The organism is Paenalkalicoccus suaedae, from assembly GCF_006965545.2.
Lineage (GTDB): Bacteria > Bacillota > Bacilli > Bacillales > Salisediminibacteriaceae > Paenalkalicoccus > Paenalkalicoccus suaedae.
In genome coordinates, this window is sequence record NZ_CP041372.2 from 2098772 (window position 1) to 2114197 (window position 15426).

The 15426-nt window shown below is 45.6% G+C and carries 12 protein-coding genes; all 12 read right to left on the minus strand.

The features are described 5' to 3' along the window. Positions 1-435 precede the first annotated feature (435 nt). Positions 436-1206, minus strand: a complete 771-nt coding sequence (locus tag FLK61_RS11110) for an aminoglycoside 6-adenylyltransferase (protein ID WP_176009528.1) — start codon at positions 1204-1206, stop codon at positions 436-438. 64 nt (positions 1207-1270) lie between these two features. Beyond that, the gene (locus tag FLK61_RS11115) at positions 1271-3040 is read right to left on the minus strand and encodes an ABC transporter ATP-binding protein (RefSeq protein WP_176011218.1); all 1770 of its coding nucleotides are present in this window, start codon (positions 3038-3040) and stop codon (positions 1271-1273) included. Positions 3041-3106: 66 nt separating this feature from the next. After that, the gene (locus FLK61_RS11120) at positions 3107-4858 is read right to left on the minus strand and encodes an ABC transporter ATP-binding protein (protein ID WP_176009529.1); all 1752 of its coding nucleotides are present in this window, start codon (positions 4856-4858) and stop codon (positions 3107-3109) included. Positions 4859-5412: 554 nt separating this feature from the next. Next, positions 5413-6057 (minus strand): class I SAM-dependent methyltransferase, encoded by a 645-nt coding sequence (locus tag FLK61_RS11125; RefSeq protein WP_176009530.1) that lies wholly within the window; start codon positions 6055-6057, stop codon positions 5413-5415. After that, positions 6035-6673 (minus strand): orotate phosphoribosyltransferase, encoded by a 639-nt coding sequence (pyrE, locus tag FLK61_RS11130; protein ID WP_347338958.1) that lies wholly within the window; start codon positions 6671-6673, stop codon positions 6035-6037. The genes FLK61_RS11125 and pyrE overlap by 23 nt, the downstream gene beginning before the upstream one ends. After that, complete coding sequence (pyrF, locus tag FLK61_RS11135; protein WP_176009531.1) at positions 6655-7356, minus strand: orotidine-5'-phosphate decarboxylase; 702 nt, start codon at positions 7354-7356, stop codon at positions 6655-6657. The genes pyrE and pyrF overlap by 19 nt, the downstream gene beginning before the upstream one ends. Further along, on the minus strand, positions 7332-8264 hold the full coding sequence (locus FLK61_RS11140; RefSeq protein WP_176009532.1) for a dihydroorotate dehydrogenase: 933 nt from the start codon (positions 8262-8264) through the stop codon (positions 7332-7334). Before FLK61_RS11140 ends, pyrF begins: the two co-directional genes overlap by 25 nt. Then, positions 8261-8980 (minus strand): dihydroorotate dehydrogenase electron transfer subunit, encoded by a 720-nt coding sequence (locus FLK61_RS11145; RefSeq protein WP_249777584.1) that lies wholly within the window; start codon positions 8978-8980, stop codon positions 8261-8263. Before FLK61_RS11145 ends, FLK61_RS11140 begins: the two co-directional genes overlap by 4 nt. Then, complete coding sequence (carB, locus tag FLK61_RS11150) at positions 8977-12156, minus strand: carbamoyl-phosphate synthase large subunit (protein WP_176009533.1); 3180 nt, start codon at positions 12154-12156, stop codon at positions 8977-8979. The genes FLK61_RS11145 and carB overlap by 4 nt, the downstream gene beginning before the upstream one ends. After that, complete coding sequence (locus FLK61_RS11155; RefSeq protein WP_176009534.1) at positions 12149-13198, minus strand: carbamoyl phosphate synthase small subunit; 1050 nt, start codon at positions 13196-13198, stop codon at positions 12149-12151. Before FLK61_RS11155 ends, carB begins: the two co-directional genes overlap by 8 nt. Continuing rightward, positions 13195-14466 (minus strand): dihydroorotase, encoded by a 1272-nt coding sequence (gene pyrC / locus FLK61_RS11160; RefSeq protein WP_176009535.1) that lies wholly within the window; start codon positions 14464-14466, stop codon positions 13195-13197. Before pyrC ends, FLK61_RS11155 begins: the two co-directional genes overlap by 4 nt. Beyond that, positions 14463-15320, minus strand: a complete 858-nt coding sequence (locus tag FLK61_RS11165; protein WP_176009536.1) for an aspartate carbamoyltransferase catalytic subunit — start codon at positions 15318-15320, stop codon at positions 14463-14465. Before FLK61_RS11165 ends, pyrC begins: the two co-directional genes overlap by 4 nt. Positions 15321-15426 lie beyond the last annotated feature (106 nt).

Here is a 15426-nt window from a genome sequence, read left to right on the forward strand (position 1 = left end):
TTCTCCGGAGCATCTGGCGGCGACTTAGGCAGGAGCACTTAGCATTTCCGAGAATCCTTTCACACGGCCGCTAGCCGGGTGGAAAGCCCTCTGTAGCCCTGCCGAACGCGTTCGTCAGTAAGCATAGAAGAATCGAAGGTTTACGTTTAGTAGCAATAGCAAATAGAACTTATAAAGCTGGTTTTGGTTTTAAACCTCCTTAAAGAAGCTCAAGAGGAGGCAGACTCGGAGAATACCTGAAGACAATTAGCAGGAATAGGCAGGGACTGAGACCACGCAGGAAGGCGTTTAGGTGAAGGCGCAAGCCGCGACCTGCCGACGAGTAGGCTTAGGCACTGACCCTGCTAATATCGTAAGGTGTTCGTAGAGCTGACTGCTCTTACCTTGGAAAGCGCCAGCCGTAAGCGAAGGAGAATCGAAGATTCTATAAGAAAATCATTCATTTAGTAACTTCTCATAGTAAGCCCTCACCCGTGAATAATCTGTGCGTTTGTATCCTTCACGCTCGGCTAAGAATGCTTCTGTTTTCTCTGCTAGTGTCATCACGGCAACGACTGCCTGTGCTAAGTCTTCTCGATATGTAGGCTCGAGCAATTTTATGAATGGTTCTGGTAAGAGCTCCCCCGTAAATTTGCCCCACATCCCAATATTTTTTGGCTCGTCATGATAGGATGTGGCTATCCAGCCTAGCTGGTCGAAGATGGCTGATCGTATTGGTTGTTCGAGCATCGAACTTGCGTAGGTGAACTGTCCTCGACGAAATCCTTTTACAACAGACTGTAGACACCACCAGACTTCGTTGTAGCTTGCATCGAAGTCTTCTTGCGAAGGCAAATGACTTACATAGCCTTTTTCGCTAGGTTCGACGGGGTTAAACCGATCATCTTTATCGAGTAGTAATTGTGTTAAGGAGTCGTCTTGTAGTCCTAATGAAACAGAGCGAATGGTTAAGTCCAGTCTTTCCCCATTTTCAAAAAGCATCAGATAAATAGCCGTATTGTTTGCGTGAGGCGAAGGTTGTTGCATGATGAGAATGTCTCCGTAAAGCGTCGTAAAGTCAGGAAGCTCCTCCTCATTGATGTAATAGACGATGTCATAATCTTGATAGCGATCTGGTTCAACTGATGGGTTCACGCGAGACCCGTGCAAGGATACCGCGCGAATAGCGTCGTATTCGTTTGCTACTTGTAAGATGCGTTCGATCATTGCCTTTCACTCCTTGTGAAAAAAAGGCGATTCCCTCTGTTAATAAAGGAATCGCCTTTTTTGATTATCCTGCTTCGATCGCTTTAAATTGCGATTTGACTAGCTCATAGTATTCTCCACGTTGGTCCATGAGTTCATCGTGGTTGCCTTGCTCTAAAATTGTGCCGTGCTCTAAGACAAAGATATTGTCCGCTTCTCGGATCGTTGATAAGCGGTGAGCGATCATAATGGCAGTTCGTCCCTTCAATAATCGCTTTAAAGCTCGCTGGATTAACTGCTCTGTTTCTGTATCGATTGATGCTGTTGCTTCATCTAGAATCAAGATTTGTGGATCTGCTAGGAGTGCTCGGGCAAAGGAGATAAGCTGTCTTTCTCCTACTGACAGCACATTTCCACGCTCTTCTACTTCCGTCTCGTAGCCGTTATGAAGGAGTTGAATGAATGGATCCGCCCCAACAGTAGCTGCGGCCTCTATGACCTCTTCGTCTGTCGCGTCTGGTCGTCCGAAGCGAATATTATCCATGATCGTTCCGGAGAAAATAAAGGTATCCTGCAGGACGATGCTAACTCGCTCACGCAAACTATCTAGGCGAATATCGCGAATATCGTACCCGTCTAAAAGAACTCTTCCTCCTGTTGGATCATAAAAGCGGCTGATTAAGTTGACGATCGTCGTTTTACCACTTCCGGTGTGACCAACAAGTGCGACTGTTTGACCTTCCTTCATTTCAAGGCTAATACCTTTTAACGCCTTTCGTTCCGCATTATAAGCAAACTCGACGTTATCAAAGATGATATGTCCCTTCATATCCTTAAGCTTTACTGCTTCTTTTTTCTCAGGAACCGATGGTTTTTCATCTAGGAATTCAAAGATTCGCTCCGAGGATGCCATTCCGACAAGGAGCTGGTTGTAAACCATACCAAGCCTTGAGATTGGCTCCCAGAACATTCCTAAAAATAAGGAGAAAGTGAAGAATTCCCCGATGGATAGTGACCCTTGCTGAATCAAAACAACACCGTACCAAAGGAGGACAGCCGTTCCGATCGCGCCACTCATTTCAACGAATGGACGGAAGAACGCACTGCGCATCGTCGCCTGTCTCCACGATTCGAAGTTTAATCCGTTCATATTTTTAAAGAAGCCAATATTATGCTTTTCCTGCGTGTAGGATTGTGTAATGCGAATCCCTTGAATACTCTCGTTTAAGTGCGAGTTGATCATAGATTGCTTTAAGCGCACATCCTGCCACGAGCGACGAATGTTTTTACGTAGCTTCGTCGAGATAAAGAACATAAGTGGTAGGACGACCATAATGGCTAATGCTAGCTCAGGGCTTATAACAAAGAGGATGACAATGATCCCGATAAGCATAATGATATCCATGAGCATATTAATGACACCATTTGTAAACAAGTCCTGTAAACTGTTTACGTCATTGGTGATTCTAACTAGAATCGATCCGGCTGATCGTTGGTCGAAGAACCGATGTGACAGCCGTTGAATATGATTAAATAAGGCTTTGCGTAAATCAAAAATGATATATTGACCAAGCTTGTTCATGTATTTGATACGGATTACGTTACCGAACCACGAGATCATGTACATAAACGCGATAACACCAACCATGATCATGAGGAAATTAACGTCCCCAACCTCAATGATGTGGTCTAGCGCATAAGCTCCAATTAAGACTGGTGCAAGGAGCCTTACTGCGGTAGATAACAACATGCCTAAAATGGCGATTGGTAAAATGGTTTTTGTATATGGCTTCATGTACGTAAGTAATCGGGACATTTGCTTCCAGTTAAACGGCTTTTCAATTGCTTCATCCATCGAATAATGGAATCGCCGTAGCGTACGCGGTGCTTCCTTTTGCTTTTTATCCAAATTCGCCACCTCCTATCTCGCTCCTTGCAGGAACTGTTTATGATCTTTATACTGCAAATCGTAAATTCGTTTGTATGCGCCGTCTTGTTGCATAAGCGTAGCATGCGTGCCGCGCTCGACGATGTTCCCTTTATCTAACACGATAATTTCATCTGCGTGTAATAAAGAGGAGATCCGGTGCGCAATGATAAACGTTGTGCGACCGTGCATGACTTCCCTAAACGCTGCTTGAATCTTTGCCTCTGTTTCCATATCAACGGCACTCGTAGCATCATCTAAAATGAGGATGGATGGGTCGACGCAAATAGCTCGCGCAATCGCGATACGTTGCTTTTGTCCACCAGATAAGCCGCCTCCTCGCTCTCCTAACACGGTATCGTAGCCATTCGGAAGCTCCGAGATAAAATCGTGCGCATCCGCTCGCTTGGCAGCATCGACGATTTCATCCATTGTTGCGTCTGGTCTACCGTAAGAAATATTATCTTTTACGGAAGAAGAGAATAGGAAGGATTCCTGCAACACAACGCCAGTATTGCGACGAATCGTATTTAACGTATAGTCCGTGATCGGTCTACCATCAATGAGAATTCGACCGCGACTCGGCTCATAAAAGCGTGAGATAAGCTGTGTGATCGACGTTTTACCAGAGCCAGTTGCACCAATTAATCCAATTGTTTTACCTGGCGACGCCTCAAAGGAGATATCTTGTAAGGCAAGCTCCTCTTCCTCATCATATTGATGGCTTACTTGCTCAAAGACAACGTGCCCGGATAGGCGCCCCATCTCGAGTGCCCCTTCTTTATCAAAAATATCTTCTCGCTCATCTAACACTTGGATCAAACGCTCTCCAGATGCCTTCGATTGAGAAAATGTATTAACGATAAATCCAAGGTTCATTAATGGGTTAATAATAAACCAAATTAAGCTAAAGAATGCGACTAGAACTCCAGGTTGAATCGTTCCATTAATCACTAAAAGCCCACCGTAGCCTAGTAAAATGACGACACAAATATGTCCGATCAGCTCCATAAATGGGAAGTATTTTGCCCAAATGTTAGCTGTGTGAATATACTTATCTTTGTAGTCGGTGTTTTTTACATCAAATCGTCCCATTTCATACGATTCCTTTGAGAGCGATTTAACCGTAGACATTCCACTAATATTTTCTTGTACCTTTGTTGTCATCCCTGCTAACGATTTTCTGATATCAGAAAAGGCGGGGTGAACGCGCTTATCAAACTGATACACAGTGACCGCGAGAAATGGTAGCGCCGCAAATGTCACGAGGGCAAGTGGAATACTATAATAAAACATGATTGCAGTACTTAATAGAACTAGCATAACGATGTTGATTAATTGCGCAAACCCGAAGGAAAGAAAGAATCGGAAAGCCTCCACATCGGCTGTCAGTCGCGACATTAAGTCTCCCGTGCGCGCATTGTCATAATAGCGGAATGGTAAGTATTGAAGCTTCTTATAGAGGGCATTACGAAGTTCGTAAACGGCGTGAATCCCAAATAAATCTCCTAAATATTGATGAAAGAATACCGCAACCCCTTTTAACATCGTGATGAGGAAGAAACCGATTGCAACATACGGTATCCAACTATAGTTTTGATCTAAAATAATTGAGTCGATTGTGATTTGTAGAATGACTGGATACGCAACGGTAAAAGCAGTAACAAATAGTAGTAAAATAATAGACCAGATAAAATAACGCTTTGTCGGCCAGTAAAAATCTTTAAGCCGTTTAAATGTGTCCAAATCAGACACCTCCCTTTATGTAGTTAGTTAGACAGTTCTTCTAATATATCGGTTTCCGAAGTAATAATCGACACGTATATCAGGGCATATTTGTGCAAATAGCGTGAAAATTGTGAGTCTACATGCAATTATAGACTGTTTCGTTCTATTTCCTGCTATTTACGGTTTTGGTGTGGGGAACGATTGTTTGAAATCCCCTTTACGTATGACCAATTTCTTCTGATACAAAGCAGTTTGCCTTGACGCATAAGGGGATCGAAGTGACGCATTCGGACTGCAAGCTGATGCAAACAGCTGGCTGACTGATGCAAACTAGCCTTAAACTGATGCAAAGCAATTTGACTCAACGCATACGGGGATTGAAGTGATACACTTAAGCTTCCATTTGAAGCAAACGGCCTCCGAAGTGATGCATACGAGCATCGAACTTATGCAAAGCAACTGACCTCCAGCAAACAAAGTATAAAATGATACCAACGAAAACCCTCAAAATAACGAAAGCACCTACTCCAACTACAAAAAGCCGTCAGTTCCTCCACTGACAGCTCTAACTACTATGCTAAAATTGCTTTTGTCATCATTCCTAACCCATTGGACGAAAATCTTGTTTCGACATCAGAGAAGCCATGCTTTTCTAACAGCTCCTGCAGACTCTTTGGTGTAAACTGATGTCGGCGTTCTGCAACGCGTGCCCACTGTCTTAAAAAGTCGGCCTCTCCCTCTGATAAATGATGCTTGTTCGCGTAGACATCAGCCTGTTCGGTAGTTAACTGTGGGGACGGATTTAACGTAACAAGCAGACCACCGCTTCGTAAAATGCGACGTTGCTCTGTTATAGACTCTTCTGGATGAGGAAGTAAAAACAGTAAGCATGTCGTATAGCTAACATCAGCGACACTATCATCTAATGGTAAATCAGTGGCATCTCCCACTAAAAATGTTGCGTGCTCGCCAAATAAGCTAGTAGCTTTTTCTATCATTTTTTCTGATAGATCAATGCCTGTTAACGAACTAGCAAGCGACTTAGCTCGCATCAGCAAACGTCCAGTACCACAGCCGATATCAACGATGTTTGTTTGCGTTAAGTCTCCACCAAAAGCGATGACTTCTTCGTGGATCGCACTTAACCAACTCGTCTGTGCCATTTCATCAAAAAATTCCGTACGTGAATCAAATTCAGCTGCTGAAAATTTCCTCACGATTTGCCTCCATCTGGAGCGATGCCTTCCACGCTAACACTTCTTTAGCCTGTTTCTCTGTTAGATCAGCTCGCTCTACTGCTTTTTGTACTATTGTATCAAAATGAGTGAGAGCTAGCACTTGATAAGGAAGGTTTTTCTTTCTTTCTGCTAGGATAGGCAAATCGTAGGTGACGATCGCAACAATGGCAACCACTTCACCACCGGCCTCTTCAACGGCTTTTGCAGCTGCAATCGCCGATCCTCCTGTTGAGAGCAAGTCCTCCACAATCACTACTTTTTGACCGCGATGCAGTTGCCCCTCAATTAAATTCTGCTTGCCGTGTTTTTTTGAAGAGCTTCTTACATAAATCATTGGAAGCTCCATGCGATCAGCAACCCAAGCAGCATGTGGGATTCCAGCAGTCGCCGTCCCTGCAATGACATCAATGTGACCTAGCTCTTTAATGGCGCCCTCTAAAGCCGCTGTCGTTTGTTTACGTCCATCTACATCTGACATGAGTAAACGATTGTCACAGTAGATCGGAGATTTAATTCCTGACGACCACGTATATGGATTCTCCGGTCGAAACTGCACGGCACCTAGATTTAATAACGTCATTGCGATGTTTTGCATGATGCTTTCCCCCATTCTTCGATATATGTACGGTAGCTTGCAACTGGATGTTCTGATCGTGTAATATCGCGTCCAACAACTAAATAGTCACTGTGAATCGCATCCTTTGGTTCAACAACTCGCACTTGATCGTGCCGATCACTGCCTGCGAGTCTTACTCCTGGAGTCACAGTTAAAAATGATGAGCCGTTTTGTTTCTTAATACCTTCTGCTTCAAGCGCCGAGCACACAACTCCGTCAATTCCTGATTCCTTTGCGTGCGAGCTTAATGAGAGAACCGACTTTTCAAGAGAAATCGCAAGCTGTTGCTCCCCTCGAATCATCTCCTCGGAGGAGCTTGTAAGCTGCGTTACTGCTAAAAGTGTGGAAGTAGGATTTGTTAAGCCAACGCGCGCAGCCTCCATCATTCGTTTACCGCCTAGTGCATGCACGTTTACCATATCAACTTCAAGGCTTGAGAGCTGTTGCATCGTTCGTTTCACGGTCTCTGGAATGTCATGAAGCTTCACATCTAAAAACACACGGTGCCCTTGTTCCTTAAGCGCATAAATGACCGAAAGCCCTTCACGGTAAAATAGCTCCATGCCCACTTTTACGTACAGGTTCTCTCCCTTAAATGGCTCTAAAAACGTTGTGACATGATCCTTTGTTGGTACGTCTAACGCGATGATAACGTCTCGCATGCTCGATAGCTCCTTCCTACAATGTCACCTATGTCGATATTTTCTGTATGAATAAACGTCTCAAGGCCATGAATGATATCCATGCAGGCCATTGGATTTGTGAAGTTTGCTGTGCCGACAGCGACTGCGCTCGCTCCGGCATACATAAAGTCTAGCGCATCCTCGGCTGTCGACACCCCACCCATTCCGATCACCGGAATCGATACCGCCTGACTAACGTCATACACCATCCGGATCGCGACAGGTTTAATAGCGGGTCCTGAAAGACCTCCACGTCCATTTGCTAAAAGCGGTTTACCTGTTCGTCGATCAAGTTGCATCCCTATTAGCGTGTTAATCATCGTCAGTCCATCCGCACCAGCATGCTCAGCTGCCTGCGCCATCCCAACAATATCCGTGACGTTTGGCGAGAGCTTTACGTAAACAGGTACCTCGCTCACTTCTTTAACCGCACGCGTTAGCATCGCTAGCTGCTCTTGATCGCTTCCAAACTGGATGCCGCCCTCTTTTACATTTGGACAGGATACGTTCAGCTCTAACGCATGGACGTTTGGAGCCTGGGAGATCTTTGCTGCAACCTCGACATAATCCTCTGGCGTTTTGCCTGCCACATTCGCAATAATCGGCACGTCGTAGTCAGCTAAAAATGGTAGCTCATGCTCCATAACTGCTTCAAGACCTGGGTTTTGTAATCCGATCGCGTTTAGCATCCCACTCTCTGTCTCCGCAACTCTCGGGGTCGCATTTCCACGTCTCATTTCTGGCGTTACTGCCTTGACCATGATCGCGCCAAGCTTCGAGAGGTCGTAGAACTGTGCATACTCGCGACCAAATCCAAAGCAGCCTGATGCCGGCATAATCGGATTTTTAAGCTCTAGTCCCGGGAGTGATACGTGCATGTTTGTCATAGTACGACCTCCTCTGATTCAAACACTGGTCCATCCGTACATACCTTTGCGTACGTGCCATCCGCCTTGTCACACACACAGGCGAGACAGGCTCCGACCCCACAGCCCATTCTCTCTTCTAGCGAAAGATAGCCAGGTGACGTCGCACGCTGTTTAACTGCTTGAAGCATAGCTCTCGGACCACACGAGTAAAACGTGTCGTAGGTGAATGCATCCATTACGTCTGTGACAAAGCCTTTAGTTCCATGAGAGCCGTCCTCTGTCACGACGTGTACGTCACTATACGTAGCAAATTCTTCTACTAAAAAAGGCTCCGAGCGAAAGCCTAGTATCGTCGTCACCTGCACCCCATTACTAGCAAGCTCTTTTGCAGTTTGAAGAAGTGGCGGTATACCGATCCCCCCACCTACTAGTAACGCTTTGCCAGACTTCATGATCGGATATCCCGAACCGAGTGGACCTAAGGCGTTCAGGACTTCTCCTGACTGTCGCTCTGACAGCCAGGCAGTTCCTGTACCTTCGATTCGATAAACAATCGTAAGCGAATGTCCATCTACTTCACAAATACTAATAGGTCTTCTAAGCGTTCGACCGACGTCAATATGAATAAATTTCCCGACAGAGCCTCGTCCTAGATCTTGCTCTGACGTAAGTTCCATTTGCACCACGTCACTCGTTAAAAAGCGATTGCTCGTCACTTCTAAGCTTAGCATCATACGAGCAGACCCTCCTTCTTGTTCATTGGCATCGTCGACATATGCATCGATTCCATGACCGAAATCACGGCTGAAGCTGTGTCAAAGGAGGTGAAGCATGGGATCCCTCTCTCCACTGCCTCACGTCTGATTCGGAATCCATCACGCTGTGGCGTTTTTCCTTTTGTCAACGTGTTAATCACGACGTGTACGCTTCCTGATGCAATCAAATCAACCACGTCTGGCTTTCCTTGCTTCAGCTTCGCCACTGTTTTTACGCGCAGGTTACGCTCCCTTAAGTAATTGGCTGTTCCTTCTGTCGCAACAAGGTCAAATCCGAGTGCCTGCAGACGTTTCGCAAGCTCATAGGCCTCCTGCTTCGTTTTATCGGAGACGGTAATAAGTGCTGTTCCCGCTTCCGGAATGGCCATTCCAGCAGCTGTTAGTCCTTTATACAACGCTTTTTCAAGCGTGTGATCTCGACCAATTACTTCCCCAGTTGACTTCATTTCAGGTCCTAGCGTAATATCGACGCTTCGAAGCTTCGCAAATGAAAAGACCGGTACTTTAACGGAGATTTCCTTCGGTTCAGGCAAGACTCCACTTGTGAACCCTTGACTCACTAGGCTTTGTCCAATCATAATATTTGTTGCAATTTTAGCCATATTCACTTCCGTAATTTTAGATAGGAATGGAACCGTTCGACTAGAGCGCGGATTCACTTCAAGTACATATAGCTCTTCTTTATGAATCACGTATTGAATGTTCATGAGACCTTTAATGTGTAGACCCTTTGCTAGACGAGTCGTATAATCAACAATTTGCTGTTTACGCTCCTCTGTTAGTGATTGAGGAGGATACACCGCGATCGAGTCCCCCGAGTGAACGCCAGCTCGCTCAATATGCTCCATGATCCCAGGAATGACGACTGTTTCTCCATCAGAGATGGCATCTACTTCGATTTCCTTCCCAGTTAAGTAGCGATCAAGTAACACGGGATAGCGCTTATTTACTTTTACTGCTCGTTCCATGTAAGTAAGTAGCTCATCCTCGTGATATAAAATCTCCATCGCGCGTCCACCAAGAACGTAGGATGGTCGAATGACAATTGGATATCCGATGCGTCTTGAGATTGCAACGGCATCTTCAACTGATGTCGCGGTTTCGCCCATAGGCATTGGAATATCAAGCATCTTGAGCGCGTGCTCAAACTTGTCGCGATCCTCGCAAATATCCATCGCATCCTGCGTTGTCCCTAATATCGGCACGCCTTTAAGCGCTAAGCCCTCTGCTAAGTTAACCGCTGTTTGACCACCAAACTGAACGATAACACCATGAGGATTCTCTAGACGTACCACGTTCATCACGTCTTCTAATGTTAATGGCTCAAAGTAAAGCTTGTCTGATTCTGCAAAATCGGTTGATACTGTCTCTGGATTATTGTTTAACATAATCGCTTCATAGCCTTGTGCTCTTAAAGCACGCACCGTATGCACCGTTGCATAGTCGAACTCGACGCCTTGACCGATGCGGATCGGGCCGGATCCTAATACAAGTACAGAGGGCTTATCCGTTACAATCGACTCGTTCTCTTCTTCGAATGTGCTGTAAAAGTAAGGCGTTTTAGAGGCAAACTCAGCGGCACACGTATCGACCATTTTATAGGTTGGATAAAGCGCAAACTCTTCCTGCCACGCCTCAACTGTCGCCTCCTCTACTCCCGCATAATGCGCAATGGCAGCATGAGAGAATCCTGCTCGCTTTGCCTCTACGTAGCTCGCTTTTTGCTCCCTCTTTATCTGCTCTTCCATGTGCACAATATCTTCAAACTCATAGAGGAAATACGGGTCAATCTTTGTCCACTCATGGATTAACTCAACAGAAACTCCCTGTCTAATCGCTTCGACGACGTACAGAAGTCTTTCGTCATCCTGCTTTTTGATCTTTTCTTCTAATGGAAGCTCTTTAGGGGGAACGAGATGCATCGCATTTGTCTCTGTAGATCGCACCGCTTTTAATATAGACTCACTAAACGTTCGACCGATCGCCATAATCTCACCAGTTGCCTTCATTTGAGAGCCTAACGTACGATTGGCAGAATCAAACTTGTCAAAGGCAAATCTCGGCCACTTTGTCACGACATAATCAAGCGCTGGCTCGAAGCTTGCAAACGTTGTTTTTGTAATAGGATTTTGCAACTCGTCAAGCGTATACCCTACCGCTATCTTTGTTGATAGCTTTGCTATTGGATATCCTGTTGCTTTAGAAGCTAAAGCAGACGAACGACTTACGCGCGGATTTACTTCTATAATATAATACTGGTCGCTGTTAGGATCTAGCGCACACTGTACGTTACAGCCGCCTTCGATTCCTAATGCACGAATAATTTTAAGTGAGGAATTTCGTAGCATTTGGTAATCTTGGTCAGAAAGTGTTTGGCTAGGTGCCACGACGATCGAATCTCCTGTATGCACACCAACTGGGTCAATGTTTTCCATGTTACAAACAACGATTGCTTGATTGTTTTTATCTCGCATCACCTCGTACTCTACTTCTTTGAAGCCTGCGATACTTTTCTCAATTAAACACTGATTAACAGGGCTTGCGAATAAGCCATTTGCGACGATTTCTCTTAAATTTTCTTCGCTGTAGGCCATTCCGCCGCCACTTCCACCTAACGTATAGGCAGGTCGAACGATGACTGGGTAGCCAATTTCATTTGCGAACGTCACGGCAGCATCCACCGTTGTGACGATCTCACTATCTGGTACAGGCTCTCCTAATTCTCTCATCAGTGTTCGGAAAGAATCACGATCCTCCGCCATTTCAATCGCACGCAAATCCGTTCCGAGTAGCTCCACGTTGTACTCTTCTAGCACACCATTTTTAGAAAGGTCCATCGCTAGATTGAGTCCTGTTTGACCACCTAACGTAGCGATGATGCCGTCTGGACGCTCTCTTCGAATGATAGAGGTAACAAACTCAGGCGTAAGTGGCTCCATATAGACGGTATCCGCTGTATCACTGTCTGTCATAATCGTTGCAGGGTTCGAGTTTACGAGAACAACCTCGTAGCCCTCTTCTTTTAACGCTTCGCACGCCTGTGTGCCAGCATAGTCAAACTCTGCTGCTTGCCCAATAATAATAGGTCCTGAACCGATCACCATGATTTTGTTTATATCTGTACGTTTAGGCATACGTCATCCCCCTCTTTTGCACATTCACCATCATTGTCATAAACTCATCAAATAAGTAGCTTGTATCAACTGGGCCTGGAGCTGCCTCCGGGTGGAACTGCACGCTCATTACCGGCAATTCTTTATGCATGATTCCTTCCACTGAATCATCGTTCACATTCACAAATGTTTCCACAAAATCGGTCTGAGCTAATGACTCACGCACGACAGAATAGCTGTGATTTTGAGAGGATAAGGAGACGACGTTCTTACGCTTATCCATAACGGGATGATTGCCACCGCGGTGACCAAATACCATCTTCTCTGTCTTCGCGCCATGCGCTAACGCGATCAGCTGATGTCCAAGGCAAATCCCAAATGTCGGATACGTGCTACAAAGCGTTTGAATCGTAGGTAACACATGACTTACATCGACAGGATCTCCCGGTCCATTACTAATGACGATCCCATCTGGGTGAAGCGCATCAATCTCTCGGGCGGAAATTGTGTGTGGCACCACGATCACCTCTAGGCCTCGTCTCGTTAACTCACGGATAATGCCTTTCTTCGACCCGAAGTCGAGTAACACAACCCGCTTCTCTCCTCCAGGTATCCACGTTGCTTTCTCACTCGCAACATGTGCTACTTGGTTCGTTAAGATGTCTCCACCTTCCCCAAAGCTACCTGTAACCGTGCCGCGCTCACGAATGAGTCTTGCGAGCATGCGCGTATCTACATCCATTAATCCAGGAATACCGTGTAGCGTCAGCCATTCGTGCAGGTTCATCATGGCTTGATGATGGTGTGGCCTATGCGATGCCTTTTTAACAACGACACCCTTTAAGCTCGGCTTAATGCTCTCCGCATCGCGTCTGTTAATTCCGTAATTTCCGATCATCGGATACGTAAAGACGAGAATTTGACCAGCGTAGGATGGATCTGTCATCATTTCCTGATAGCCCGTCATCCCCGTATTAAACACCACTTCGCCACTACATGCGACGTCAGCTCCAAAGCCTTTCCCTGCAAATGTCTCTCCCGTTCTTAATGTCAATGTCGTCATACGAGCGCCTCCTCTTTGCTGTACACAACTTCTCCGCGTACGATCGTTGTGACTGGAATTCCTTTAAGCTTGTAGCCGTCAAATGGCGTATTACGTCCCTTTGAGTAAAATTCCTCTTTTCTCACTGTCTCTTCACGATTTAGATCAATCAACGTGAGGTCCGCCACTGCTCCTACCTCAATGACTCCCGCCTTTAATCCAAACACTTCTGCAGGCTTTTTCGTGAGAAAATCGAGTAGCTGTGTGACATCAAGCTGCTTTGTTTCTACAAAGAAGGTATGGAGTAGCGGGAATGCTGTCTCCAAACCAACAATCCCAAAAGGTGCTTCTTCAAACGGCTGACGCTTCTCGTCTTCCGTATGAGGGGCGTGGTCCGTTGCTATACAGTCTAACGTGCCATCCAGTAAGCCTCTGACGAGTGCCTCTTGATCCTCTTTTGAGCGCAATGGTGGATTCATCTTGAAGTTTGCATCGTTGATCACATCGTTCTCGTTTAAAAGTAGGTGATGAGGCGATACCTCGGCGGTCACGTTAATACCTGCTCGCTTCGCATCGCGAATGACGCGGACAGACTCTTTCGTACTCACATGACATACGTGATAATGGACACCCGCAGCCTCTGCTAACAGAATATCTCGTGCAACATGTACCGATTCTGACATAGAGGTAATCCCTTTTATGCCAAGCTCTTTTGCTCTCTCACCGTCATGCATGGCTCCGCCGTTTACAAGCGTTAAGTCCTCGCAGTGAGCAACGATTGCTTTTTGTTCATTAGCTGCTCTTTTCATCGCTTCATACATAACTCCAGCATCCTTGACACCTACACCGTCGTCCGTAAAGGCGAACACATCCAGATCTTCAAAAGGTACTAAGTCTTTACCAACTTGGTTTTTCGTGATCGCTCCATATGGGTATACATGCACAAGTGCATCCTGCTCGATTTTTGCGTAGAGCTCTTCTACTTTTTCTTTTGAATCTGGCACTGGACGAGTATTAGGCATCGCACAAATGGATGTAAAGCCTCCGCGGGCTGCAGATCTTGTACCCGTTTTAATCGTCTCTTTTGCTTCGCCACCTGGTTCTCTTAGATGGACATGTATGTCAACGAGTCCTGGTGAGACAAGCAATCCTCCTGCATCAATGATCGTGTCTGCTGACTCTTCGATCAATGGAGCGATTTTTTCAATGACACCATCTTTAAGTAGTAGCTCAAGCTCCTGTAACATCCCTTTATAATATACGGATCCATTTACGATTTTCGTTTTCATGCAAATACCGCCCCTTTGCTATGTAATAGTTGCCACATAATGGCCTTGCGTGCTAAAACGCCATTTTGCATTTGCTTAAAAATTCGGCTGCGCTCACATTCCACAAGCTCTGATGCAATTTCCACATCTCTATTTACTGGAGCAGGGTGCATAATGATCGCATGATCTTGCATCCGCTTCTCTCTTTTTACCGTTAATCCAAAGGCTGTATGGTAATCCTCTTTTGTAAATAGCTTCTTAATTTGATGGCGTTCTGTCTGCACGCGTAGTAGCATGACTACGTCCGCTCTTCTCGTTGCATCATCCATGGACACACCTGACCCTCCCCACTCTTGTGGACCGACAAAGGTGACGTTTGCTCCTAACCTGAGAAGCGCTCTTGACGTGGAGTGTGCGACTCGACTATGCGAGATGTCACCAGCGATGACAATATCTAAGCCTTGAAAATGGCCAAACTCCTGCTTGATTGTTAGTAGATCAAGTAGTGTTTGCGATGGATGATTTCCTGTTCCATCTCCTGCATTGATGATTGGAATCGTAATGCCCGACAGCTCCTGATAGAAGGCATTTTGAGGATGTCTAATCACTACTGCGTCTACGCCGATTGCTTCTAGCGTTTTAACTGTATCGTAGAGCGTCTCTCCTTTTTGTGTGCTTGACTGCGATTCTGTAAAATCGAAGGGATGTAGACCTAACTTATATTGAGCCATTTCAAAGCTGTATTTTGTGCGAGTGCTTGGTTCAAAAAACAAATTCGCGACTGTCCCCTTTAGCGTTAAATCCTGTTCAGCAAGGTTTAATAGCTCCTCGATCTCTCTCACAGAAAAATCATCTAACGTTAAAAAATGCTTCATTTTACTTCCTCCTCGTCATTTTTTGCACATAAAAGCACCCAACCAAGGTAAGGAGGGTGCAGGAAAGAAGGAGGCAAGTAGCCTCGATCGTTGCACCCTTGGCTGC

Excerpts from the sequence above, each read along its gene's own strand:
- FLK61_RS11110 (WP_176009528.1), bottom strand. The coding sequence starts at position 1,206 with ATGATCGAACGCATCTTACAAGTAGCAAACGAATACGACGCTATTCGC.
- FLK61_RS11115 (WP_176011218.1), bottom strand. The coding sequence starts at position 3,040 with ATGGATGAAGCAATTGAAAAGCCGTTTAACTGGAAGCAAATGTCCCGA.
- pyrE (WP_347338958.1), bottom strand. The coding sequence starts at position 6,673 with ATGCAAAACATCGCAATGACGTTATTAAATCTAGGTGCCGTGCAGTTT.
- pyrF (WP_176009531.1), bottom strand. The coding sequence starts at position 7,356 with ATGCGAGACGTTATCATCGCGTTAGACGTACCAACAAAGGATCATGTC.
- FLK61_RS11140 (WP_176009532.1), bottom strand. The coding sequence starts at position 8,264 with ATGACAAACATGCACGTATCACTCCCGGGACTAGAGCTTAAAAATCCG.
- FLK61_RS11145 (WP_249777584.1), bottom strand. The coding sequence starts at position 8,980 with ATGATGCTAAGCTTAGAAGTGACGAGCAATCGCTTTTTAACGAGTGAC.
- carB (WP_176009533.1), bottom strand. The coding sequence starts at position 12,156 with ATGCCTAAACGTACAGATATAAACAAAATCATGGTGATCGGTTCAGGA.
- FLK61_RS11155 (WP_176009534.1), bottom strand. The coding sequence starts at position 13,198 with ATGACGACATTGACATTAAGAACGGGAGAGACATTTGCAGGGAAAGGC.
- pyrC (WP_176009535.1), bottom strand. The coding sequence starts at position 14,466 with ATGAAAACGAAAATCGTAAATGGATCCGTATATTATAAAGGGATGTTA.
- FLK61_RS11165 (WP_176009536.1), bottom strand. The coding sequence starts at position 15,320 with ATGAAGCATTTTTTAACGTTAGATGATTTTTCTGTGAGAGAGATCGAG.